At 50.9% G+C, this 21,794-nt stretch carries 21 protein-coding genes and 1 tRNA gene; 8 read left to right on the forward strand and 14 right to left on the reverse strand.

The features are described 5' to 3' along the window. Nucleotide 1: 1 nt before the first annotated feature. From dppC to ACJHXB_RS12345, 7 genes are all read right to left on the reverse strand, one after another. Nucleotides 2-904: a dipeptide ABC transporter permease DppC gene (gene dppC / locus ACJHXB_RS12315; RefSeq protein ID WP_000084677.1), complete on the reverse strand. Its 903-nt coding sequence runs from the start codon at nucleotides 902-904 to the stop codon at nucleotides 2-4. 9 nt (nucleotides 905-913) lie between these two features. Then, nucleotides 914-1,933, reverse strand: a complete 1,020-nt coding sequence (gene dppB / locus ACJHXB_RS12320) for a dipeptide ABC transporter permease DppB (protein WP_000938853.1) — start codon at nucleotides 1,931-1,933, stop codon at nucleotides 914-916. 150 nt (nucleotides 1,934-2,083) lie between these two features. Further along, nucleotides 2,084-3,691, reverse strand: a complete 1,608-nt coding sequence (gene dppA, locus ACJHXB_RS12325) for a dipeptide ABC transporter substrate-binding protein DppA (protein WP_001222876.1) — start codon at nucleotides 3,689-3,691, stop codon at nucleotides 2,084-2,086. A 743-nt stretch (nucleotides 3,692-4,434) separates the two neighbouring features. Then, nucleotides 4,435-4,511, reverse strand: a tRNA-Pro gene (locus ACJHXB_RS12330). A gap of 91 nt (nucleotides 4,512-4,602) precedes the next feature. After that, complete coding sequence (eptB, locus tag ACJHXB_RS12335) at nucleotides 4,603-6,294, reverse strand: kdo(2)-lipid A phosphoethanolamine 7''-transferase (RefSeq protein WP_001269196.1); 1,692 nt, start codon at nucleotides 6,292-6,294, stop codon at nucleotides 4,603-4,605. A gap of 323 nt (nucleotides 6,295-6,617) precedes the next feature. Next, complete coding sequence (locus ACJHXB_RS12340) at nucleotides 6,618-7,826, reverse strand: MFS transporter (protein ID WP_000189026.1); 1,209 nt, start codon at nucleotides 7,824-7,826, stop codon at nucleotides 6,618-6,620. A 228-nt stretch (nucleotides 7,827-8,054) separates the two neighbouring features. Further along, the gene (locus ACJHXB_RS12345) at nucleotides 8,055-8,753 is read right to left on the reverse strand and encodes an autotransporter outer membrane beta-barrel domain-containing protein (protein WP_000584467.1); all 699 of its coding nucleotides are present in this window, start codon (nucleotides 8,751-8,753) and stop codon (nucleotides 8,055-8,057) included. A 157-nt stretch (nucleotides 8,754-8,910) separates the two neighbouring features. Here ACJHXB_RS12345 and tag point away from each other — a divergent pair, with 157 nt between their 5' ends. Both tag and ACJHXB_RS12355 read left to right on the forward strand, forming a co-directional pair. Continuing rightward, complete coding sequence (gene tag / locus ACJHXB_RS12350) at nucleotides 8,911-9,474, forward strand: DNA-3-methyladenine glycosylase I (RefSeq protein ID WP_000438962.1); 564 nt, start codon at nucleotides 8,911-8,913, stop codon at nucleotides 9,472-9,474. After that, complete coding sequence (locus ACJHXB_RS12355; RefSeq protein ID WP_000617470.1) at nucleotides 9,471-9,911, forward strand: N-acetyltransferase; 441 nt, start codon at nucleotides 9,471-9,473, stop codon at nucleotides 9,909-9,911. Before tag ends, ACJHXB_RS12355 begins: the two co-directional genes overlap by 4 nt. Here ACJHXB_RS12355 and bisC read toward each other — a convergent pair. Further along, on the reverse strand, nucleotides 9,880-12,213 hold the full coding sequence (gene bisC, locus ACJHXB_RS12360; protein ID WP_000024003.1) for a biotin sulfoxide reductase: 2,334 nt from the start codon (nucleotides 12,211-12,213) through the stop codon (nucleotides 9,880-9,882). The two genes, ACJHXB_RS12355 and bisC, sit on opposite strands and share 32 nt — an antisense overlap. Before the next feature lie 152 nt (nucleotides 12,214-12,365). Here bisC and ACJHXB_RS12365 point away from each other — a divergent pair, with 152 nt between their 5' ends. Beyond that, a complete protein-coding gene (locus ACJHXB_RS12365; protein ID WP_000747625.1) occupies nucleotides 12,366-13,025 on the forward strand; it encodes an OmpA family lipoprotein in 660 nt (219 codons plus the stop codon). 103 nt (nucleotides 13,026-13,128) lie between these two features. Next, entirely contained in the window at nucleotides 13,129-14,103 is a 975-nt protein-coding gene (ghrB, locus tag ACJHXB_RS12370) for a glyoxylate/hydroxypyruvate reductase GhrB (protein ID WP_000805027.1), read from the forward strand. A gap of 49 nt (nucleotides 14,104-14,152) precedes the next feature. Here the strand turns inward: ghrB and ACJHXB_RS12375 are convergent, their stop codons facing one another. Next, nucleotides 14,153-14,863: a DUF3053 domain-containing protein gene (locus tag ACJHXB_RS12375; protein WP_000190516.1), complete on the reverse strand. Its 711-nt coding sequence runs from the start codon at nucleotides 14,861-14,863 to the stop codon at nucleotides 14,153-14,155. Nucleotides 14,864-15,296: 433 nt separating this feature from the next. Between ACJHXB_RS12375 and ACJHXB_RS12380 the strand changes: the two genes are divergently transcribed. From ACJHXB_RS12380 to ACJHXB_RS12390, 3 genes are all read left to right on the forward strand, one after another. Continuing rightward, nucleotides 15,297-15,587, forward strand: a complete 291-nt coding sequence (locus ACJHXB_RS12380; RefSeq protein ID WP_000455798.1) for an HTH-type transcriptional regulator — start codon at nucleotides 15,297-15,299, stop codon at nucleotides 15,585-15,587. A 280-nt stretch (nucleotides 15,588-15,867) separates the two neighbouring features. Continuing rightward, nucleotides 15,868-16,080: an RNA chaperone/antiterminator CspA gene (gene cspA, locus ACJHXB_RS12385; protein WP_000014594.1), complete on the forward strand. Its 213-nt coding sequence runs from the start codon at nucleotides 15,868-15,870 to the stop codon at nucleotides 16,078-16,080. A 139-nt stretch (nucleotides 16,081-16,219) separates the two neighbouring features. After that, nucleotides 16,220-16,291 (forward strand): hypothetical protein, encoded by a 72-nt coding sequence (locus ACJHXB_RS12390; protein WP_212734239.1) that lies wholly within the window; start codon nucleotides 16,220-16,222, stop codon nucleotides 16,289-16,291. Here ACJHXB_RS12390 and hokA read toward each other — a convergent pair. The 4 genes from hokA to ACJHXB_RS12410 form a co-directional block, all read right to left on the reverse strand. After that, nucleotides 16,268-16,420 (reverse strand): type I toxin-antitoxin system toxin HokA, encoded by a 153-nt coding sequence (gene hokA, locus ACJHXB_RS12395; RefSeq protein ID WP_001135732.1) that lies wholly within the window; start codon nucleotides 16,418-16,420, stop codon nucleotides 16,268-16,270. The two genes, ACJHXB_RS12390 and hokA, sit on opposite strands and share 24 nt — an antisense overlap. Nucleotides 16,421-16,742: 322 nt before the next feature. Next, nucleotides 16,743-18,812: a glycine--tRNA ligase subunit beta gene (gene glyS / locus ACJHXB_RS12400; protein ID WP_001291791.1), complete on the reverse strand. Its 2,070-nt coding sequence runs from the start codon at nucleotides 18,810-18,812 to the stop codon at nucleotides 16,743-16,745. 9 nt (nucleotides 18,813-18,821) lie between these two features. Beyond that, nucleotides 18,822-19,733 (reverse strand): glycine--tRNA ligase subunit alpha, encoded by a 912-nt coding sequence (gene glyQ / locus ACJHXB_RS12405; RefSeq protein WP_001168544.1) that lies wholly within the window; start codon nucleotides 19,731-19,733, stop codon nucleotides 18,822-18,824. A gap of 94 nt (nucleotides 19,734-19,827) precedes the next feature. Further along, entirely contained in the window at nucleotides 19,828-20,136 is a 309-nt protein-coding gene (locus ACJHXB_RS12410) for a YsaB family lipoprotein (RefSeq protein ID WP_000980158.1), read from the reverse strand. 174 nt (nucleotides 20,137-20,310) lie between these two features. Here ACJHXB_RS12410 and wecH point away from each other — a divergent pair, with 174 nt between their 5' ends. Then, entirely contained in the window at nucleotides 20,311-21,306 is a 996-nt protein-coding gene (wecH, locus tag ACJHXB_RS12415) for an O-acetyltransferase WecH (RefSeq protein WP_001182660.1), read from the forward strand. 41 nt (nucleotides 21,307-21,347) lie between these two features. On the opposite strand, the gene yiaA is transcribed toward wecH, so the two are convergent. Further along, nucleotides 21,348-21,785, reverse strand: a complete 438-nt coding sequence (yiaA, locus tag ACJHXB_RS12420) for an inner membrane protein YiaA (RefSeq protein ID WP_001296808.1) — start codon at nucleotides 21,783-21,785, stop codon at nucleotides 21,348-21,350. Nucleotides 21,786-21,794 lie beyond the last annotated feature (9 nt).

Raw genomic sequence — 21,794 nt, forward strand, 5'->3', positions numbered from 1 at the left:
CTTACTGCTTCAGTTTGGGATCGAGCGCGTCACGCAGACCGTCACCCATCAGGTTAAATGCCAGCACCGTCAGCAGGATCGCCAGACCCGGGAAGGTCACGACCCACCAGGCGCTTTGCGCGAACTGCAACACGTCGGAGAGCATGGTGCCCCACTCCGGCGTTGGCGGCTGCGCCCCCATGCCGAGGAAACCAAGAGCAGCCATATCGAGAATGGCGTTAGAGAAACCGAGCGACGCCTGAACAATCAGAGGCGCAAGGCAGTTCGGGAAGATGTTAATAAACATCTGACGCATCGCCCCGGCACCTGCCACGCGAGACGCGGTAACGTAATCGCGATTCACCTCCACCAGCACGGCGGCGCGTGTTAAGCGCACATAGTGCGGCAAGGCAACGAAGGTCAGCGCCAGCGCGGCGTTACCAATCGACGGGCCGAAAATCGCCACCAGCACCAGTGCCAACAGCAGACTTGGCAGCGCCAGCATGATATCGACCACGCGCATGATGATGTTATCGACCAGGCCGCCGAAGTAACCGGCGATCAGGCCGAGAATAACGCCCATAATCAGCGATAACACAACTACCAGACAGCCAACCAGCAGCGACAAGCGCGCGCCGTACATCAGCCGCGACAGCACATCACGCCCCACGTCATCAGTGCCCAGCAAGTGCGCCATGCTGCCGCCTTCCTGCCAGGCTGGCGGGGCGAGCAGTGCATCGCGGAACTGTTCCGCCGGGTTATAGGGTGCAATCCAGTTGGCAAAGATCGCGATAAACAGCACGATGACGACGTAAACCAGCCCGACAACCGCGCCTTTGTTGCGTTTAAAATAGTGCCAGAACTCCTGTAACGGGGTCATCGGCACCGGTGCGCTAATCACTTTATTTTCAGTAACCTGTGACATGATGTCCCCTTACTTCTTATGACGAATACGCGGGTTCACCACGCCGTACAGCAGATCGACCAGCAGATTGACGAGGATAATCATCGTCGCCACCAGCAATACGCCGCCCTGCACTACCGGATAGTCGCGGCGTTGCAGTGCGTCAATCAACCAGCGCCCCAGACCGGGCCACGAGAAGATGGTTTCGGTCAGAATCGCCCCCGCCAGCAATGTTCCCACCTGCAGGCCGATAACGGTCACTACTGGCAGCATGGCGTTACGCAGCGCATGGACGATAATCACCCTAAGGCGGGTCAACCCTTTGGCGCGCGCGGTGCGGATATAATCTTCACCCAGCACTTCCAGCATCGAGGAGCGTGTCATACGCACAATGACCGCCAGCGGGATAGTACCCAGCACAATGGCGGGCAAGATCATATGGGCGACGGCATCGATAAAGTTACCGTCTTCACCCCAGATGGCGGTGTCGATCAGCATAAAACCGGTTAACGGATTGGAATCATCGAGGAACACCATGTCGCTCACGCGACCGGAGACGGGCGTCAGGTTCCAGTGCACCGAAACCAGCATGATCAGCATCATGCCCCACCAGAAGATAGGCATTGAATAACCTGTCAGCGCCAGGCCAACCGCCGTGTGATCGAAAATGGAACCGCGTTTAACCGCAGCCAGCACACCAACCGGAATACCGACTGCCGTAGCAAAAATCATCGCGCAGACGCCAAGTTCCAGCGTGGCCTGAAAGCGCGGCACGAACTCTTCCCATACCGGGATGCGGCTTTTCATCGAAATGCCTAAATCGCCGTGCATTACGCCCCAAATGTAATGGAGATACTGCTGCCACATCGGTTTATCTAAGCCGAGTTCAGCCAGCAGCTGCGCGTGACGCTCTGGGGAGATCCCACGCTCGCCCGCCATGATCATCACCGGATCGCCCGGGATCATGTGGACAAAGGCAAATGTGAGAAGGGTAATACCGATAAACGTGGGGATGACGAGTCCCAAACGTCGGAGAATAAACTGCAACATAACCCGGATTCTCTGTAGTGACCCGCAGCCTGGAACTGCGTGTCTGTATTGCTCACAAATCAATTCCCGCCCGTGCCGGTCAGGGAATGAAGTATTGCTGCCGGATGGCGCTGCACGCAGAGATGCAGCGCCACCGGGTATGGCTTTTAATTATTCGATAGAGACGTTTTCGAAGTGATGTTTGCCTAATGGATCAACCACATAGCCTTTAACTTCTTTGCGTACCGGTTCAAACACGGTGGAGTGAGCGATGATCAGTGCCGGAGCCTGATCGTGCATCACCACCTGCGCTTGCTTGTACAGTTCAACGCGTTTGTTGTGGTCGTCGGTAGCACGCGCCGGTTGAATCAGATCTTCAAACGGTTTGTAGCACCATTTTGAGTAGTTAGAACCTTGTTCAGAGGCGGCGCAGCTGAACAGGGTGGCGAAGAAGTTATCCGGATCCCCATTATCGCCAGTCCAGCCCATCATTACCGTCTGGTGCTCGCCATCTTTCGCACGCTTGAGGTACTCACCCCATTCGTAGGTGACAATTTTGGCCTGCACGCCGACTTTCGCCCAGTCTGCCTGAATCATCTCCGCCATGCGGCGAGCGTTCGGGTTATACGGACGTTGTACCGGCATCGCCCACAGGTCGATGGAGAAACCTTTTTCCAGGCCCGCTTCTTTCAGCAAGGCTTTCGCTTTTTCGGGATCGTAGGTGTAGTCCTGAACGTCGTCGTTATAGCCCCACATGGTTGGCGGGATCAGGTTTTTCGCTGCCACGCCCGCGCCCTGATAAACCGCTTTGATGATAGCGTCTTTGTTCACCGCGTAGGTCAGAGCCTGGCGAACTTTCACGTCATCAAGTGGTTTTTTCTGCACGTTATATGAAAGATAGCCGACGTTAAGCCCCGGCATTTCCATCAGATTGATGGATTTATCCTGCTTCATGCGAGCGATATCTGCCGGGTTCGGGTACGGCATCACCTGGCATTCATTCTTCTGCAATTTCGCGTAACGCACGGAAGCATCAGGGGTAATAGAGAAAACCAGCGTATCGATCTGCGGTTTGGTGCCCCAGTAGCCATCAAACGCTTTGTAGCGGATACGGGAATCTTTTTGGTACTGCTGTAACTGGAACGGACCGGTGCCGATTGGGTTGAGGTCCAGTTTTTCCGGTGTACCGGCTTTCATCATCGCGTCAGCATATTCTTTTGACAGAATAGAGGCGAAGTCCATTGCCAGGTCAGCGAGGAACGGCGCTTCCGGTCGAGTCAGCACAAACTGAACGGTGTTGTCGTCCACCTTTTTCACTTCGCTGATCAGCTCCGGCAAGCCCATGCCTTCAAAGTATTCGTAGCTGCCGCCAGAAACTTTATGGTACGGGTTTTGCGCGTTTTTCTGACGATCGAACGAGAACACCACGTCATCGGCGTTCAGTTCGCGCGTCGGTTTGAATTCTTTGTTGTCGTGCCACTTCACACCTTTACGCAGATGGAAGGTATAGGTTTTACCGTCTTCGCTGACTTCCCACTTTTCAGCGAGGCCCGGGATTACTTCGGTGGTGCCGATTTTAAATTCAACCAGGCGGTTATAAAGCGGCACGGAAGAGGCGTCATAGGTGGTACCGGAGGTAAACAGCTGCGGGTTAAACCCTTCCGGAGATCCTTCTGAGCAATAAACCAGAGTTTTAGCCTGAACACTTGCTGCGACGGTCATAGCCACCAGGCTGAGACCAAGCTTCAGCATCCCTGACTTTTTCAAGGAAATACGCATTATTCTGCTCCAATTGTGATGTTTGTTGTTTTAACCCTTTGCAGTGGGTTGTCGCCGCCTGACCTTTTTTGTTTTTTGCCCGGTCGGGTCAACGTTATGAGGTGGGGATGCCGTACTAATTAACATCAGTGTAACAGTGCGGATCCTCCATAAAATGCCCCTCGTGACCTACAATCTGTCAACAGAATGTGAAAACGTCAATACAGCCAACCGGGATTTACACCAACGGTGAGAATCCACAAACAAAGATTAAAAAAACTTCAAACAGCTATTTGCAGCAGAGAAATTTGTGCTACTCCAACATGACCAGAACAATCAGCTTAATATTTAGCAACAATTGGTGATTAAGTTTTATGCATTTAGTGAAAAAAATCTGAGGAAAAGGTGGATATCTGAGCGATTAATACCATGAACGCTAAAACGCACAGCGGAAAATGCCAGCGCCAGCCATAAGTAACGCAAAAAAAGATTTAAGCAAATATAAAAAAAGACAATGGTTTCTGTCACAAATCCGTTAATGGATAGTGAGATATGGGGCGCAAATTTGGCAGGGAAATGTGTGGTGTGTAGGTCGAATAAGGTGTTCACGCCGCATCCGACAATGGGCCGGCACATTTGCCTGATGCGACGCTGGCGCGTCTTATCAGGCCTACGTCGAATCGAACCTCCCTGCCCCCGGAGGTTCTCTTCCTCATGAGCTACAAATGCAAAAAAGCCTGCTCGCTGAGCAGGCTTTTCGAATTTGGTCGGTGATAGAGGATTCGAACCTCCGACCCCTTCGTCCCGAACGAAGTGCGCTACCAGGCTGCGCCAATCACCGAATGCGGGGCGCATCTTACTGCGCAGATACGCCCTCGTCAATCCCTTAATAGCAAAATGCCTTTTGATCGGCGAGAAAGTCAGCAGGCCGCTTAGTTAGCCGCCGCCTCTCTTGCCTGCGGGATGTGGCACCAGTTGTTGTTTTCGTTAATTCCACCATCCGGTGAAGTATAGCCAAGACAACCCATGATGGTGTCGTACAGCTCTACGTGACGGCGTGGCACTTTCATGTCGGCTTCTTTTTTCAGCTGCGCAAATGCTTGCGCATTGACCGGATTTTCCAGATATTTATCTGACATCCAGACCATCATCGGCACACGGAACTGCTCCGGCGGTGCCAGTTCACGCGGCGTGCCGTGCAGGTGCTCGCGTTCATTAATTGACTCACCGTGGTCAGCTGCGTAGAACACAATCGCTTTCTTATCGCGAACCTGATCAATCACGCTGGAGATAAAGTGATCCACATAGGTCACCGAGTTGTCATAGGAGTTGATCATCTGCGCTTTGGTACAGCCGCTATCAACACCAATACATTCCGGCTTCCACTGCGCAAAGCTGCGCGGGTAACGCTGGGTGTAGTTAAAGTGCGAACCTTTGGTATGCAGAATGATCAGATGCTTACCATCCGGGTTGCGCCCCAGCGATTGCTGCATTTCGTCTACCAGCAACATATCATCTACCGGCTTGCCACGGTTACGTGGCTCCGCACCAATCTGCTCACGATAAGCAATGTTGTCCGCCATCGTGTTGCTGTAGAACCACATTTCGCTCTGCATAGCGTAGAGGTCAGAACTGAATCCTAACTGCTTCAGCACCGCGAAAATGTTCTGTTCTTTTAATGTGCGCTGCGGATTATCTTCCGCTCCACCCTCTCGTACAAACATGCAACGCAGAGAAAGTTTGGTCGCCGTGTCACAAGAATAGCCACGGAACGCTGCCAGATTTTTCTCCTGGGCCAGCTTCGGCGTGGTATTACGCTCATAGCCAAAAATGCCCATATGGTCCCAACGCGTGGTTTCACCGATGATAAACACGACATAAGTGTCATCAACGTTTTGCGGTGCCTGATAAGTGAATTTCTTCGCCGGATTAAGCAATGAATTGTTATCGGAAGATTCATCGACCCGCGCCCAGGCATACAGCCCCAACGCAGAAAGCCAGTTTGATGGCAGATAAGAGTTCGCTACGACACCGCCATAACTCGGCAAATCAACACCGGTCGCCCTCTCCACTTTCTTCTGCTGGATATCCAGCAAACGAATCGGTGCCCAAACCATAATACCCGCTAGCACGACGACCGCCAGGCTGCGAATACGCTGTCCAGGGGTTCGCAGCTGTCGGAGCAAGGTGTAACGACAGCGGTTATTCCAGATAAGGATAAGAGGCAATGCACTAACGGCGATTAACCAGAGAATAAAGTTCAGACCAACAACTTCTTTTGACAGGTCGATATCGGTGGTCATGACGGAAGCGATGATGCCATAACCAATGACCACATTAAGGAAGGTCATGTAATAGCTGGCACCGGCGGAAAAGAGCACAACCAGCGATGCCAGAATACGCCAGCTGCGGCGGCCAAACAGCGAAAGAAGACGTAGTAAAAAGAAGGTCACCAGTACGGTGGCGGCCAGTTCAACAACAGCAGAAATGCCTTTCCAGACGGTAAAATCGTGCGCATAGCTGCCGAAGCGGCGGTAAAAAACCGCGCCATTCATAAAAAGGCCAATATAGATTGCAAGCAAAAAGCTCAGCTTCTGCTGTGTAATCGATTTGATGTATCTCATGCAAACAAACCCTGGACAAACAGGTGATAACACCCTGCTTAACGGCTTTTCGGGCCCGGCAGGGGAAAAGTGCGGAGGTAGTCAGATAAGTAAAATCTACACGCGCGAATAAGTAGACCACAGCAAAGGGAAAAAGTGTGGGGAAAGAGTGTGCATGAAGCACAAATTTACAAAAATGCAAGTTTGAAAAGAGACTTTAGCGTTACAAAAAGCAGTAAAAAGGGCCAGTTAACTGGCCCAAATTTTACGCGTTATTGTTTATACATTTCGTTGATGCGTTTGATGCATACTGAAGCTGAAGCCCAGTAGCTCACGGCTGAGCATTAAAGGGAGCCATGCGCCTCACGCAACATTTTCTGCTCTGGCTGGCGAATGGTTGTAGAAAGCGCCAGTGACAGAATCAGCAGGGCGAAAATCACGTAGAAGGTCACATAGAAGCCGCCAAACAGTGAGGCGATAATCGACCCACAAATGCTGCCGATACCGAAACCGAGATAAATCACACCGTAGTTTTTCGCCAGGTTATTGAGGCCGAAGAACTCACTGACCAGTGACGGGAACACCGTGATAGTGCCGCCAAAGTTAAACGCCACGCAGGCAATCGCTGCAAAGAACGTCACTGCATTCAATGGTGCAAACAGCAGGGCCGCCATACCCACCAGAGAAATCACCTGACCAATGGTGATAACACGGATTCGGGCGATTTTGTCAGACAGAACGCCCAGCACCAGACGACCTGAAAGGTTGGCGATGGAAATAACAGTGACTGCATTGGCTGCGGAAACCACATCAAGGTGTGCCAGACTTTGGGCGATATCTTTCGCTACCCCAATCACGTACAGGCCGCTCATGCAGGCAGTCAGGAACATTACCGCTAACATCCAGTACTGCGGTTTACGCATCGACTCTGCCAGCGTGTAATCTTTCTCCACCACACCATTGCTGGTTTTCACTTCCTGTTTTGGTGCGTCTTTCATTAACGTTGCGCCGAAAACAATCATCACCAGCGCAATCGCACCCCAAATCACAAATGTTTTTTCCAGACCCACCGTTTCCAGCAGCTGCGTGTCGATAAATTTGAAACCCAGGCTACCCAGACCATAAGAACCGATAGCGAACGCGGAGATCAGACCTTTACGCTCCGGGAACCACTTCACGCAGTTAGAGAGCGTCAGCAGGTAACCCGCGCCATCCGCCAGACCGACCAGCACACCGGCGCTTAACCACAGCATCATCAGGTTGTCAGAATGCGCTGTCAGGAAGAAGCCTAATCCCAGCAAAATGCCGGAAGCCATAGTGACGCGTTTAACGCCAAAACGTTCCTGTAATTTCCCCGCAACAGAAGATGAAATTGCCAGCCCCAGACTTAACAAGCCGAAAGAGAAAGCGACCTGGCTTACCGGCGCATCCAGCTTGGCAGAAAGCGCGCCGTTAAACAGGCTCCAGGTATAAACCGACCCCAGCGCAAACTGGGTAATGATAGTACCGATGAGTGTCAACCAGCGGGTACGCTGATAATTTGAGGGTGTCATGGCAGTATTCCTGCAGTAATAAAAAGGAAAAATCTCTGCTGACAACCATAACGAAGTGCACTTTATGCCTGGGGAAAAACGGCATGAAATGCCATCAGAACGGAATGAAATGCATTAGTTCAGGAATGAATGACTCGACAATTATTCACCAAATTTATTATTTAGTAAGTTAGCACCCACTATCGCCACAACTGTTGTTATCCAATGGTTTCAATTGTATCTATAACGTTAAAATCTGGCACTAACCCCCATCGTATACAGATAGTCGCTATTGTTAGTGGTATTTTCTGCCTGAGATAGCGCAGCATAGGCAGCAATATTTTGATTGAGCAACATATCAGCGCCTACGGTGACATCCAGCCAGTTGCCGTTCTGGTTTGTCGCCGTCATCCGGCTCAGGCCTGATTGCGCCTTCCAGATATTCTCGCCAAATTGCTGGTTATAGCTGATTTGCGCCCAGGGTCGGAGATCGCCAAGCCGGGAGTCAACACGCCAGCCTAAGGTACTCACGCTGGCATGCCATAACGGATCGGCCAGCGTGGTAGTACTGTCGCCAAACTCGTTATACATCGAGGTGGTTGTGCCATCGTAATGTAATGCCGCGACCGGGCCGGTTGTAACCTGCTCATATAAAGGAAAATTCCAGCCCATACTCATACTGCTGGTCACATCCACAGGAGTTTCTTCCGCCAGATTGACTTCCAGTCCCAGCGCCCTTTGGCTACTTTGAATACGTTGCGACAAAATATCGTTGTAATCAGGTTGATGGTCACTATCCCAGGTGTAACGCTCTGTGGAATGTCCGGGTTGCGTATCAACGATATATTCTTGTTGCCAGGCGTAAGCTGTGTTGAGAAAAAAGGCACTGATTACCACACTCGCCAGCAGGCTTAGCTGCCAGCGACCACCGCTTTTTTTTATGATCATTAACACGACTCCAGGGAAGAGCCGAATTCGGCAATATTATTGTCATTGTATGAAGGATATCGGGCATAGTAGCCCTGTATTAAATATTGACTTTTTCACCGATGCGTCAAGAAAAGCGGCTGAAATTTTTACGATCGGGTACATAGCGAGGGAAAGTATGGAACGTTGCGGCTGGGTGAGTCAGGACCCGCTTTATATTGCCTACCATGATAATGAGTGGGGCGTGCCTGAAACTGACAGTAAAAAACTGTTCGAAATGATCTGCCTTGAAGGGCAGCAGGCTGGATTATCGTGGATCACCGTCCTCAAAAAACGCGAAAACTATCGCGCCAGCTTTCATCAGTTCGATCCGGTGAAGGTGGCTGCAATGCAGGAAGAGGATGTCGAAAGACTGGTACAGGACGCCGGGATTATCCGCCATCGCGGGAAAATTCAGGCAATTATTGGTAATGCGCGGGCGTACCTGCAAATGGAACAGAACGGCGAACCGTTTGCCGACTTTGTCTGGTCGTTTGTCAATCATCAACCACAGGTGACACAAGCCACAACGTTGAGCGAAATCCCTACATCTACGCCCGCCTCCGACGCTCTATCTAAAGCCCTGAAAAAGCGTGGTTTTAAGTTTGTTGGTACCACAATCTGTTACTCCTTTATGCAGGCATGTGGGCTGGTGAATGATCATGTGGTTGGCTGCTGTTGCTATCCGGGAAATAAACCATGATTCGGGAAGCGCAACGTTCAGAACTCCCCGCGATCCTCGAACTGTGGCTGGAAAGTACAACCTGGGGGCATCCCTTTATAAAAGCGAATTACTGGCGTGATTGCATTCCGCTGGTGCGGGATGCCTATCTTGCCAACGCGCAAAACTGGGTCTGGGAAGAAGACGGTAAGCTTCTCGGTTTTGTCAGCATTATGGAAGGCCGATTTCTGGCTGCAATGTTTGTCGCACCGAAGGCCGTCAGACGCGGTATTGGTAAGGCGCTAATGCAGTATGTGCAGCAGCGCCATCCCCATCTGATGCTGGAGGTTTATCAAAAAAATCAACCGGCGATAGATTTTTACCATGCGCAGGGTTTTCACATTGTCGACTGCGCATGGCAGGATGAAACCCAACTACCCACCTGGATTATGAGCTGGCCGGTGGTTCAAACGCTGTAAGTGTCAGTTCCGGACCGTTGTATTTTTCCAGCCATGCCAGTGCCGTATTACCCGCACAGCCATTCCCCAGCCGCGAGCTGGGGAGATCTTTGGTCAGAACGTTCACCGCGCCGTTTTTACAAATACCGTCAGCGGTTAAATCCAGATCCGGCCATGCCCCTTCATGAATACAAATCACGCCAGGTTTAATTCCCTCGCTAATGACCGCTCCGGCAAGAATTTGCCCGCGTGCGTTCCACAACCGAACAATATCGCCATCTTGTATGCCGCGCGCCTGGGCATCGTCAGGATGAATGGTGACAGGCTCACGATTTGCCACCGCGTACAATTCGCGCAGAGAACTGTAATTCAGCTGGCTGTGCAGACGATGTGCCGGATGAGCAGAAAGTACCTGCAACTGTTCTGGTTCGGCATTGCCCTGCCACTCATCCGGCTCCAGCCACATCGGATGCCCAGGGCAATCCTGGTAACCATAATCGGCAATACGCTGCGAGAATATTTCAATCTTACCGCTGGCGGTTTTTAATGGATGCGCCTGCGGATCGCGGCGAAAATCGGCGAAGCGAATAAACCGCTCACTGTCCGGGTTTTCCGGCATCTCAATTAACTGGTTGGCTTCCCAGAACTCAGCAAATGGCGGCAATTCAACCTGCTGGCTTGCCCCGCGCTGCCGGGCAACGTTATAAAACGTTTCCAGCCATTGCAGCTCACTTTTTCCTTCCGTAAACCGCGCATAGCCGCCCTTCTCCCAACGTTCACTCAACTCGGCAAAGACATCAAAATCATTACGCGATTCATAACGTGGCGGCACCACTTGCTTCATCGGCACCAGATGCTGATTACTGTAATCGCCGGTCATGGTGAGATCATTACGCTCAAACGAAGTGGTCGCAGGCAGAACGATATCCGCGTGTTTCGCCGCAGCCGTCCAGAAGCATTCAGAGATCACCACCAGCTCCGGTTTTTGCCAGGCACGGATCAGGCGATTGGTATCCTGATGATGAGTAAAGTTGGCACCGCCCGCCCACCAGATAAAACGAATATCCGGGAAATGTCGGTCCATACCGTTATGTTGATATGCGCCACCGGGGTTTTCCAGTGCTTCAACAATGCGGGCAACAGGGATTTTATCCACCGCATCGGTGCCGCCAGGCAAGCTGCCCTGCATGGAAGAGAGCACCGCAGCGCGGCGCGTGGGGTTACCACCATTGGCAAAATGGTAAGAAAGTCCAAAACCGCCGCCGGGTGTGCCGATTTGCCCCAACATTGCCGCCAGCGTGACGATCATCCAATGTTTTTGCTCACCAAACTGTTGACGCTGCATTCCCCAGCCAGCCATCAGCATGGTCGTGTTTTGGTGGAAAAGAGCCGCCAGCTCGCGGATTTTCTCTGCGTTAACCCCACAAATCCCTGCCGCCCATTCGGCGGTTTTGGCTATTCCGTCACTCTCGCCCAGCAAATAAGAGGCGAAGACGGCATAACCGGTGGTGCAACGCGCCAGAAACGCTTCGTCGTGCCAACCATTTTCCACCAGCGTATGGGCGATCCCCAGCATCAGCGCAACATCGGTGCCCATGTGCGGTGCCACCCACTCCATTTTATCGCCAAAGAAATCGACGGTTTCCGATCGCATTGGATCAATGCAGATCAGCTTTTTCCCGCTGTCACGCAGTGCGGAAAAGTAAGAAAGCCCCTGCTCATCGGATGCATTCCAAGCAATTTTCAGCGTATTGAGTGGATTAGCACTCCACAGCACCACAACATCGCTATATTCCAGCACCAGCGGCCAACTGGTTTGCTGTTGATAAACTTCGCTGCCACCCACGACATACGGCATGATCGCCTGTGCCGCGCCGGTCGAATAATCCCCCAGATGCCCGGTATAACCGCCTGCCAGCGCCATATAGCGTTGTAATAATGTCGAGGCCTTATGCAGCACGCCGTTTGAACGCCAGCCGTAGGAACCAGCAAAAATCGATGCCGGACCATAAGCCTCACGAATGCGTTTATGTTGTTGGTGAATAAGATCCAGCGCCTCATCCCAACTCACACGAACAAATTCATCCTGCCCGCGAATGCCTTGCGGTTTTTCCGGTGACGCAAGAAAGCCTTTGCGCACCATTGGAAATCGTACCCGCGTATTGCTGTGAACCTGGTCGCGAACCGCGCTCTGCAAGGAGTTTTCCATTCCTGTGGTTAACGCGCCACGCGAGCTAAGCACGGTTTCGCCGTCGGTTTCAACCAGCATGGGCCCCCAGTGGGCGGCAGTCAGAACGGAATATCGTGAGGATGAGTTGGCCAAACCGAAGACTCCTGAAAGGTTAGATGTATTGAGCAGTTAAATATTACTTACAAATTTCCGAGTATTCCCAGGAATAATCTTCATGTTCACGCGGCATAATCTCCCGCCACGGAACCCGTGGCAAAGAATAAAAAGGTTATTAAGGATTAACAATGAAGAAACGTGTTTATCTTATTGCCGCCGTAGTGAGTGGCGCTCTGGCGGTATCTGGCTGCACAACTAACCCTTACACCGGCGAACGCGAAGCAGGTAAATCTGCTATCGGCGCAGGTCTGGGCTCTCTCGTGGGCGCAGGTATTGGTGCGCTCTCTTCTTCGAAGAAAGATCGCGGTAAAGGCGCGCTGATTGGCGCAGCAGCGGGTGCAGCTCTGGGCGGCGGCGTTGGTTATTACATGGATGTGCAGGAAGCGAAGCTGCGTGACAAAATGCGCGGCACTGGTGTTAGCGTAACCCGCAGCGGGGATAACATTATCCTCAATATGCCGAACAATGTGACCTTCGACAGCAGCAGCGCGACCCTGAAACCGGCAGGCGCTAACACCCTGACCGGCGTGGCAATGGTGCTGAAAGAGTATCCGAAAACGGCGGTTAACGTGATTGGTTATACCGATAGCACGGGTGGGCACGACCTGAACATGCGTCTCTCCCAGCAGCGTGCGGATTCCGTTGCCAGCGCGTTGATCACCCAGGGCGTGGACGCCAGCCGCATCCGTACTCAGGGCCTTGGCCCGGCTAACCCAATCGCCAGCAACAGCACCGCAGAAGGTAAGGCGCAAAACCGCCGTGTAGAAATTACCTTAAGCCCGCTGTAATCCCTTTCATGCCAGGTGATGCAAAAATCACCTGGCATTCTTCAGTTTTCCTTCATCATATTTCAGGCTAAGGTGATCGCCTTATCAGTGAATGGAGAGAAGCATGAAGCCGTCCGTTATCCTCTACAAAGCCTTACCTGATGATTTACTGCAACGCCTGCAAGAGCATTTCACCGTTCACCAGGTGGCAAACCTCAGCCCACAAACCGTCGAACAAAATGCAGCAATTTTTGCCGAAGCTGAAGGTTTACTGGGTTCAAACGAGAATGTTGATGCCGCATTGCTGGAAAAAATGCCGAAACTGCGTGCCACATCAACGATCTCCGTCGGCTATGACAATTTTGATGTCGATGCGCTTACCGCCCGAAAAATTCTGCTGATGCACACGCCAACCGTATTAACAGAAACCGTCGCCGATACGCTGATGGCGCTGGTGTTGTCTACCGCTCGTCGGGTTGTGGAGGTAGCAGAACGAGTAAAAGCAGGCGAATGGACCGCGAGCATAGGTCCGGACTGGTATGGCACTGACGTTCACCATAAAACACTGGGCATTGTCGGGATGGGACGGATCGGCATGGCGCTGGCACAACGTGCGCACTTTGGCTTCAACATGCCCATCCTCTATAACGCGCGCCGCCACCATAAAGAAGCAGAAGAACGCTTCAACGCCCGCTACTGCGATTTGGATACACTGTTACAAGAGTCAGATTTCGTTTGCCTGATCCTGCCGTTAACTGATGAAACGCATCATCTGTTTGGCGCAGAACAATTCGCCAAAATGAAATCCTCCGCCATTTTCATTAATGCCGGACGTGGCCCGGTGGTTGATGAAAATGCACTGATTGCTGCATTGCAGAAAGGGGAAATTCACGCCGCCGGGCTGGATGTCTTCGAACAAGAGCCACTTTCCGTAGATTCGCCGTTGCTCTCAATGGCCAACGTCGTCGCAGTACCGCATATTGGATCTGCCACCCATGAGACGCGTTATGGCATGGCCGCCTGTGCCGTGGATAATTTGATTGATGCGTTACAAGGAAAGGTTGAGAAGAACTGTGTGAATCCGCACGTCGCGGACTAAGCCGCGACTGCGTGGAGTAAAGCCCGATAATCGCCCGGGCTTTTACTCTTTATTGGGTTGCAGTAACTGCTGTAGTCCAGGCCTGATTAAACGCCTGATGCTGTGCCGGTAATGGCGCAATCAGTTTGTTATATTCACTTGCCTGCTGTGACGTCGGGAACTGGATGCCATTTGCGACAAAGCTCACCTGAGTACCTTGCTGAGCAATGTAGTCTCCAACCATCACCAGTTGTTGCGTGAAAGTTTGTGCCGCCGGAATCAACGGTTGCAATGCATCAGCTGGCGTCGTTACCACTTTGGTGAATGCCTGATCAAAGACCGGTTTCAGGTCATCGCTCTGTTTTAGCGCAGAGTGCGCAGCATCGGCCTGCAACTTCGCATTTTGCAGTTGTTGCGCCAGCACACCTAGCGAACCGTTCATTTCACGCAGTGGGCCGCTTTGCGTAACGTAATCCTGCGGTACGCGAATTGCGTTAACGCTGTCTACGACCGGGCGCAGACCGGAATCCATCGCCTGATTCACCTGCTGAGAATAACCATACAGAATCGCGTAATCAGAGACAAAAGGACCAAATTGTTTTTTCTGATCGGCAGTCAGGGTAGGTAGACGTTCACCGCTACGCATCACTGTATTCTGCAGGAAGTCGATAAACGCTTTACGCTGATCGCCTTCTTTATCAAAACACCCACTCAGGCTAACTACCATTAATAACGCCGCAAGAGGCGCAAACCAGCGAGAGCAGGACTTTCCTGTCGCCATTTTCTTACTCCTTTCACCCAAAAAAAGCGCACAACGACACACGCGTGTCTGACGTGACAAGGATAGTCCAGGACAGGCTTGCAGGATACCCTTTCTACGTAATCTTCCTGGTAAAATCATGGAGAAAATGAAACAAGGTTAATTTGTTGTTTCATTGTTAAAAAATAATAGTGCCGTTGCCTTTCTTGTAGCCCGAGATTTACGCCTTCGCAGAACATTAGATTTTCGAAATCTTTACAAACCGGGAGTGGTAAGAGATATATCGGCATTTATCAGATCGTTAGGTGGCTATAAGTCACGCTAAATGACTGGCTGAATCGAATCATAGCCAGAGCATGCCCTGACTACACCCCGCTGTGTCTGTTTTTCCCGACTATTCTTAATGAGCTTCGATGCAATTCACGATCCCGCAGTGTGATTTGAGGAGTTTTCAATGGAATATAAAGATCCAATGCATGAGCTGTTGAGCAGCCTGGAACAGATTGTTTTTAAAGATGAAACGCAGAAAATTACCCTGACGCACAGAACAACGTCCTGTACCGAAATTGAGCAGTTACGAAAAGGGACAGGGTTAAAAATCGATGATTTCGCCCGGGTTTTGGGCGTATCAGTCGCCATGGTAAAGGAATGGGAATCCAGACGCGTGAAGCCTTCAAGTGCCGAACTAAAATTGATGCGTTTGATTCAAGCCAACCCGGCATTAAGTAAGCAGTTGATGGAATAGACTTTTATCCACTTTATTGCTGTTTACGGTCCTGATGACAGGACCGTTTTCCAACCGATTAATCATAAATATGAAAAATAATTGTTGCATCACCCGCCAATGCGTGGCTTAATGCACATCAACGGTTTGACGTACAGACCATTAAAGCAGTGTAGTAAGGCAAGTCCCTTCAAGAGTTATCGTTGATACCCCTCGTAGTGCACATTCCTTTAACGCTTCAAAATCTGTAAAGCACGCCATATCGCCGAAAGGCACACTTAATTATTAAAGGTAATACACTATGTCCGGTAAAATGACTGGTATCGTAAAATGGTTCAACGCTGACAAAGGCTTCGGCTTCATCACTCCTGACGATGGCTCTAAAGACGTGTTCGTACACTTCTCTGCTATCCAGAACGATGGTTACAAATCTCTGGACGAAGGTCAGAAAGTGTCCTTCACCATCGAAAGCGGCGCTAAAGGCCCGGCAGCTGGTAACGTAACCAGCCTGTAATCTCTGCTTAAAAGCACAGAATCTAAGATCCCTGCCATTTGGCGGGGATTTTTTTATTTGTTTTTCAGGAAATAAATAATCGATCGCGTAATAGAATCTAGTGTTATTTTTGTGAAGAATAAATTTGGGTGCAATGAGAATGCGCAACACCGTAAGAAAGGCGGGAATAATTTCCCGCCGAAGACGCTTACTCTTTCAATTTGCAGGCTAAAAACGCCGCCAGCTCATAACTCTCCTGTTTAATATGCAATTCACACAGTGAATCTCTTATCATCCAGGTGAAAAATAAAAGCGTGAAACAAATCACTATTAAAGAAAGTAATCTATATTTCTGCGGCATTCCCAGCCCCCTGTGTTGATTTCCAACGAGTAAGAGGCTAACCTTATGGTGTCTATGCATAGAGGGGCCTCACTTTGATTTATAGTCAGGTGGGGCTTTTCTCTGTCTGCCTTTCGGTGAATACCTGAGACAAACAGTCTCAAGCACCCGTGGCTATTCTAGCTTAATAAGTTCGTTTCTTCTCCTTGATATAATCCTAAAAAAATCTCATAAAATTAATATATGAGATAATCTTTATTCATCAGAAGATTATTAAAGGTTGCTGTATTATTTAGCAATAAAAAAAGCCTGCCAGATGGCAGGCTTTTTAATAACGGCGTTATTACTGCAACAGCGAAATATCCGCAACGCGCAGGAACAGTTCGCGCAGTTTCTCCAGCATGGTCAGACGGTTGATACGCAATTCTTTGTCATCAACCATGACCATCACTTTATCGAAGAAAGCATCAACCGGTTCACGTAGCTCAGCCAGTTCGACCAGCGCATCCTGGTAACGACCTTCGGCGAAGTACGGCTCCAGCTTGTCACGTAGCACCACAACCTGCATCGCCAGCTTAATTTCTTCCGGCTCTTTCAGGGTAGAGGCATTCACGCGGTCGCTCAGCACTTCGTCAGATTTCGCCAGAATGTTGGATACACGTTTGTTCGCCGCCGCCAGTGCAGCAGCTGCATCCAGGGTACGGAAGTGCGATACTGCTTTCATACGGGCATCGAAATCTGCCGGACGAGTCGGACGACGCGCCAGTACCGCCTGGATGGTATCAACGGTATAACCTTCGTCCTGATACCAGGCGCGGAAGCGACCGAGCATAAAGTCGATAACATCATCAACCACGTTGGCATTAGTCAGCTTATTGCCATACAGACGCACTGCTTCTTCGGTCAGGGTTTGCAGGTCAAGATTGAGGTTCTTCTCAACGATAATGCGCAGTACGCCCAGCGCCGCACGACGCAGTGCAAACGGGTCTTTATCGCCTTTCGGATGCTGACCAATACCGAAGATACCCGCGAGGGTGTCCATCTTGTCAGCAATCGCCAGCGCACAAGCCACTGGGTTAGACGGCAGGTCATCACCGGCAAAACGCGGCTGATACTGCTCATTCAGCGCCACCGCGACATCTTCCGCTTCGCCATCGTGACGCGCGTAGTGCATCCCCATAACGCCCTGGGTGTCGGTGAACTCGAAGACCATGTTGGTCATCAGGTCACACTTAGACAGCAGGCCCGCACGGGTAGCGTGGTTAACGTCAGCGCCAATCTGTTCAGCAATCCAGCCAGCCAGCGCCTGGATGCGGTCAGTTTTGTCGCGCAGTGTACCCAGCTGTTGCTGAAACAACACGGTTTGCAGGCGCGGCAGGTTATCTTCCAGACGTTTTTTACGGTCGGTGTTGAAGAAGAACTCGGCATCCGCCAAACGTGGACGAACGACTTTCTCGTTACCAGAGATAATTTGCTGCGGATCTTTCGATTCGATATTGGCAACGAAGATAAAGTTCGGCAGCAGTTTGCCGTCGTTCGCATACACCGGGAAGTATTTCTGGTCACCTTTCATGGTGTAAACCAGCGCTTCAGACGGCACCGCGAGGAATTTCTCTTCGAATTTTGCGGTCAGCACAACCGGCCATTCCACCAGCGAAGCCACTTCTTCCAACAGGCTTTCGCTTAAGTCAGCGTTACCGCCAATCTTACGCGCCGCTTCTTCGGCATCGGCTTTAATCTTCGCCTTACGTTCTTCGTAATCGGCGATGACTTTCCCGCGCTCACGCAGAATTTCCGGATACTGATCGGCATTGTCGATAGTGAATTCCGGCTCGCCCATAAAGCGGTGGCCGCGAATTACGCGATCGGACTGAATGCCCAGAATGGTAGCCGGAATAACTTTGTCGCCCAGCAACAGAGTCACGGTGTGCACCGGACGCACGAAGTGCACGTCGCTTGCGCCCCAGCGCATCAGTTTCGGGATCGGCAGTTTCGCCAGCGAAGTCGCAACCATATTCGGCAGCAGTGCTTCGGTGCTTTCGCCCTTCACGTGGGCGCGATACAGCAGCCATTCGCCTTTATCGGTAGTCAGACGCTCAGCCTGGTCAACGGTAATACCGCAACCACGCGCCCAACCTTCTGCCGCTTTGCTCGGTTTGCCTTCAGCGTCGAACGCCTGAGCAATCGCCGGGCCGCGTTTTTCGATTTCACGATCCGGTTGCGCTTCCGCCAGGTTAGCTACTTTCAGCGCCAGACGACGCGGAGCAGCAAACCATTGAACGGTGCCGTGTGCGAGGCCAGCGTTATCCAGCTCCGCAGTAAAATTCGCAGCAAAGGACTCAGCCAGGCTGCGCAGTGCTTTTGGTGGCAGCTCTTCAGTGCCGATTTCCACCAGAAAAGTTTTCTCAGACATAGCCGCCTCTTACTTATCTTTGTTGCACATCGGGAAGCCGAGGGCTTCACGGGAAGCGTAGTATGCTTCAGCCACTGCTTTGGTCAGGGTGCGAATTCGCAGAATGTAGCGCTGACGCTCGGTGACGGAGATGGCTTTACGCGCATCCAGCAGGTTGAAGCTGTGGGCGGCTTTCAGAATACGCTCGTAGGCTGGCAGCGGCAGCGGATTTTCCAGCGCCAGCAGCTGCTGCGCTTCTTTCTCGTACTGCTCAAAGCAGGTGAACAGGAAGTCCACATCCGCGTATTCGAAGTTGTAAGTGGACTGCTCCACTTCGTTCTGATGGAACACGTCGCCGTAGGTGGTTTTACCCAGCGGGCCGTCGCTCCAGACCAGGTCGTAAACGCTGTCTACGCCCTGAATGTACATTGCCAGACGTTCCAGACCGTAGGTGATCTCGCCGGTAACCGGTTTACACTCCAGACCACCAACCTGCTGGAAGTAAGTGAACTGCGTCACTTCCATGCCGTTCAGCCACACTTCCCAGCCCAGTCCCCAGGCACCCAGCGTCGGGTTTTCCCAGTTATCTTCCACGAAACGGATGTCGTGGATGGTCGGGTCCATGCCCAGCTCTTTCAGAGAACCGAGGTACAGCTCCTGAATATTGTCCGGCGATGGCTTAATGACCACCTGGAACTGATAGTAGTGCTGTAAACGGTTGGGGTTTTCGCCGTAGCGACCATCGGTCGGGCGACGAGAAGGCTGAACATAAGCAGCCGCCATCGGTTCTGGCCCCAGCGCGCGCAGACAGGTCATTGGGTGAGAGGTTCCCGCGCCGACTTCCATGTCCAATGGTTGAACAATGGTGCAGCCCTGGCGAGCCCAGTAATCCTGTAAGGTCAGGATCAAGCCCTGGAAGGTCCTGGTATCAAACTTTTGCATATTATTTCGTGCTGGATACGTGTGGATTTAAAGGAAGGGATCAGTATACCCGCTGGATGGAAGATATACAGTACGAAACGGGAAAAAGCAGGGCTTAACGCATGGAAAGATGCAAAAAATGGCCATCTGCGTCAAAAGAACAGACAAACTGCTCTTTACGGAAGGTATAACCGCGCATTTCGTAGCTCCCCTGGAACTGTTCAAATGCGGTGACGTCGATTTTTTGCGCACCTGTATTATAGCGTTTTGCCGCCTGATCTTTGCATAGCCCTTCCATATTCAACGAACGCAGAGGATCAACCTTTACCCGTTGTGCTTTCTGCACGGGTGGCGGTGTAGAACAACCCACTAGCGCCATAAGCACCATAAGCGCCATTGCCGGAAAGAAAGAGTTCATCATCATTAAATTACCGTCTGGTTTGCAGGTGAGTCTTATTATTTATATCGGTATAGTGGCTGATATCTTACGAATTTCCTTAAGCCTCTATAAGCTGTAGTGATAAAACTCAGATTATTCCAGTGCGCCAACCGAATGATTTATCGGTCAGACTTTTTTTAACCAGATACAGAGACACAGATGCAGCCCAAAATTTACTGGATTGATAACCTGCGAGGGATAGCGTGTTTAATGGTGGTGATGATTCACACCACTACCTGGTATGTGACCAATGCTCATAGTGTTAGCCCCGTCACATGGGATATCGCCAATGTTCTGAATTCTGCCTCTCGTGTCAGCGTGCCGCTATTTTTCATGATTTCCGGCTATCTCTTTTTTGGCGAACGCAGCGCCCAGCCGCGCCATTTCTTGCGTATCGGCTTATGTCTGCTTTTTTATAGCGCAATCGCACTGCTCTACATTGCGCTGTTTACCTCCATCAATATGGAGTTAGCGCTGAAAAACCTGCTGCAAAAGCCAGTGTTTTACCACTTGTGGTTTTTCTTCGCGATTGCGGTGATTTATCTGGTTTCACCGCTGATTCAGGTGAAGAACGTCGGCGGAAAAATGTTGCTGGTGCTAATGGTGGTGATTGGTATTATCGCTAACCCAAACACAGTGCCGCAGAAAATTGACGGTTTTGAATGGCTGCCAATTAACTTATATATCAATGGCGATACTTTTTACTACATCCTTTATGGCATGTTGGGCCGCGCTATAGGGATGATGGACACACAGCATAAAGCACTGTCGTGGGGGAGCGCCGCACTGTTTGCGACGGGGGTTTTTATTATCTCTCGCGGGACATTATATGAATTGCAGTGGCGCGGAAATTTTGCCGATACCTGGTATCTTTACTGTGGGCCGATGGTTTTTATCTGCGCAATCACGCTATTGACTCTGGTTAAAAACACGCTTGATACGCGTACCGTTCGCGGACTTGGCTTAATCTCCCGCCATTCGTTGGGTATATACGGATTCCACGCCTTGATTATCCATGCACTGCGCACCCGGGGAATTGAGCTTAAAAACTGGCCAATACTCGATATTATTTGGATCTTTTGCGCGACGTTGGCAGCGAGTTTGTTACTTTCTATGCTGGTACAACGAATCGACAGAAACAGACTAGTGAGTTAAATAAAAGCCCGGTCACATTGGACTGACCGGGCTTATGTGAATTATTCGCTGTATTCTTCCTGGGTAACCTGTGTTTCTTTTGGTGGGTTTATTCCGGCATCACGAATATTCTTCTGCACCGCTACTGCACCAAACAAGCTTAAGAAGAAAGCCAGTCCATAAAAACCTTTCTCGCTGAGTAATAACGTCGCATTCCACAGACCTACCATCAGTAACGCAACAGAGATAATAAAGACAGTCAGGCAGGTCATATAATAAATGGAGGTGGTCGGTATGCCTTCATACTTGTCCCGAACGGTCTTTTGATAAGACGCCGCAGAAAACAGTCCTAATACCAGTACGGCAAAATAATATCCTTTTTCATTTAACTGCATCTCTGCATTCCATAGCCCTAACAGATAGGTAACGATACCACCAACGAGAGCTATCCATGACACAATACTGAATGCCGGAGAATAGGTTGATATTTTGTTGTCCATCACAGTATT

Origin of the sequence: Escherichia sp. WS3227_2 (genome assembly GCF_046486495.1) — a bacterium.
Taxonomy (GTDB): Bacteria; Pseudomonadota; Gammaproteobacteria; order Enterobacterales; family Enterobacteriaceae; genus Escherichia; species Escherichia coli.

Excerpts from the sequence above, each read along its gene's own strand:
- dppC (WP_000084677.1), bottom strand. The coding sequence starts at position 904 with ATGTCACAGGTTACTGAAAATAAAGTGATTAGCGCACCGGTGCCGATG.
- dppB (WP_000938853.1), bottom strand. The coding sequence starts at position 1,933 with ATGTTGCAGTTTATTCTCCGACGTTTGGGACTCGTCATCCCCACGTTT.
- dppA (WP_001222876.1), bottom strand. The coding sequence starts at position 3,691 with ATGCGTATTTCCTTGAAAAAGTCAGGGATGCTGAAGCTTGGTCTCAGC.
- eptB (WP_001269196.1), bottom strand. The coding sequence starts at position 6,294 with ATGAGATACATCAAATCGATTACACAGCAGAAGCTGAGCTTTTTGCTT.
- ACJHXB_RS12340 (WP_000189026.1), bottom strand. The coding sequence starts at position 7,826 with ATGACACCCTCAAATTATCAGCGTACCCGCTGGTTGACACTCATCGGT.
- ACJHXB_RS12345 (WP_000584467.1), bottom strand. The coding sequence starts at position 8,753 with ATGATCATAAAAAAAAGCGGTGGTCGCTGGCAGCTAAGCCTGCTGGCG.
- tag (WP_000438962.1), top strand. The coding sequence starts at position 8,911 with ATGGAACGTTGCGGCTGGGTGAGTCAGGACCCGCTTTATATTGCCTAC.
- ACJHXB_RS12355 (WP_000617470.1), top strand. The coding sequence starts at position 9,471 with ATGATTCGGGAAGCGCAACGTTCAGAACTCCCCGCGATCCTCGAACTG.
- ACJHXB_RS12365 (WP_000747625.1), top strand. The coding sequence starts at position 12,366 with ATGAAGAAACGTGTTTATCTTATTGCCGCCGTAGTGAGTGGCGCTCTG.
- ghrB (WP_000805027.1), top strand. The coding sequence starts at position 13,129 with ATGAAGCCGTCCGTTATCCTCTACAAAGCCTTACCTGATGATTTACTG.
- ACJHXB_RS12375 (WP_000190516.1), bottom strand. The coding sequence starts at position 14,863 with ATGGCGACAGGAAAGTCCTGCTCTCGCTGGTTTGCGCCTCTTGCGGCG.
- ACJHXB_RS12380 (WP_000455798.1), top strand. The coding sequence starts at position 15,297 with ATGGAATATAAAGATCCAATGCATGAGCTGTTGAGCAGCCTGGAACAG.
- cspA (WP_000014594.1), top strand. The coding sequence starts at position 15,868 with ATGTCCGGTAAAATGACTGGTATCGTAAAATGGTTCAACGCTGACAAA.
- hokA (WP_001135732.1), bottom strand. The coding sequence starts at position 16,420 with ATGCCGCAGAAATATAGATTACTTTCTTTAATAGTGATTTGTTTCACG.
- glyS (WP_001291791.1), bottom strand. The coding sequence starts at position 18,812 with ATGTCTGAGAAAACTTTTCTGGTGGAAATCGGCACTGAAGAGCTGCCA.
- glyQ (WP_001168544.1), bottom strand. The coding sequence starts at position 19,733 with ATGCAAAAGTTTGATACCAGGACCTTCCAGGGCTTGATCCTGACCTTA.
- ACJHXB_RS12410 (WP_000980158.1), bottom strand. The coding sequence starts at position 20,136 with ATGATGATGAACTCTTTCTTTCCGGCAATGGCGCTTATGGTGCTTATG.
- wecH (WP_001182660.1), top strand. The coding sequence starts at position 20,311 with ATGCAGCCCAAAATTTACTGGATTGATAACCTGCGAGGGATAGCGTGT.
- yiaA (WP_001296808.1), bottom strand. The coding sequence starts at position 21,785 with ATGGACAACAAAATATCAACCTATTCTCCGGCATTCAGTATTGTGTCA.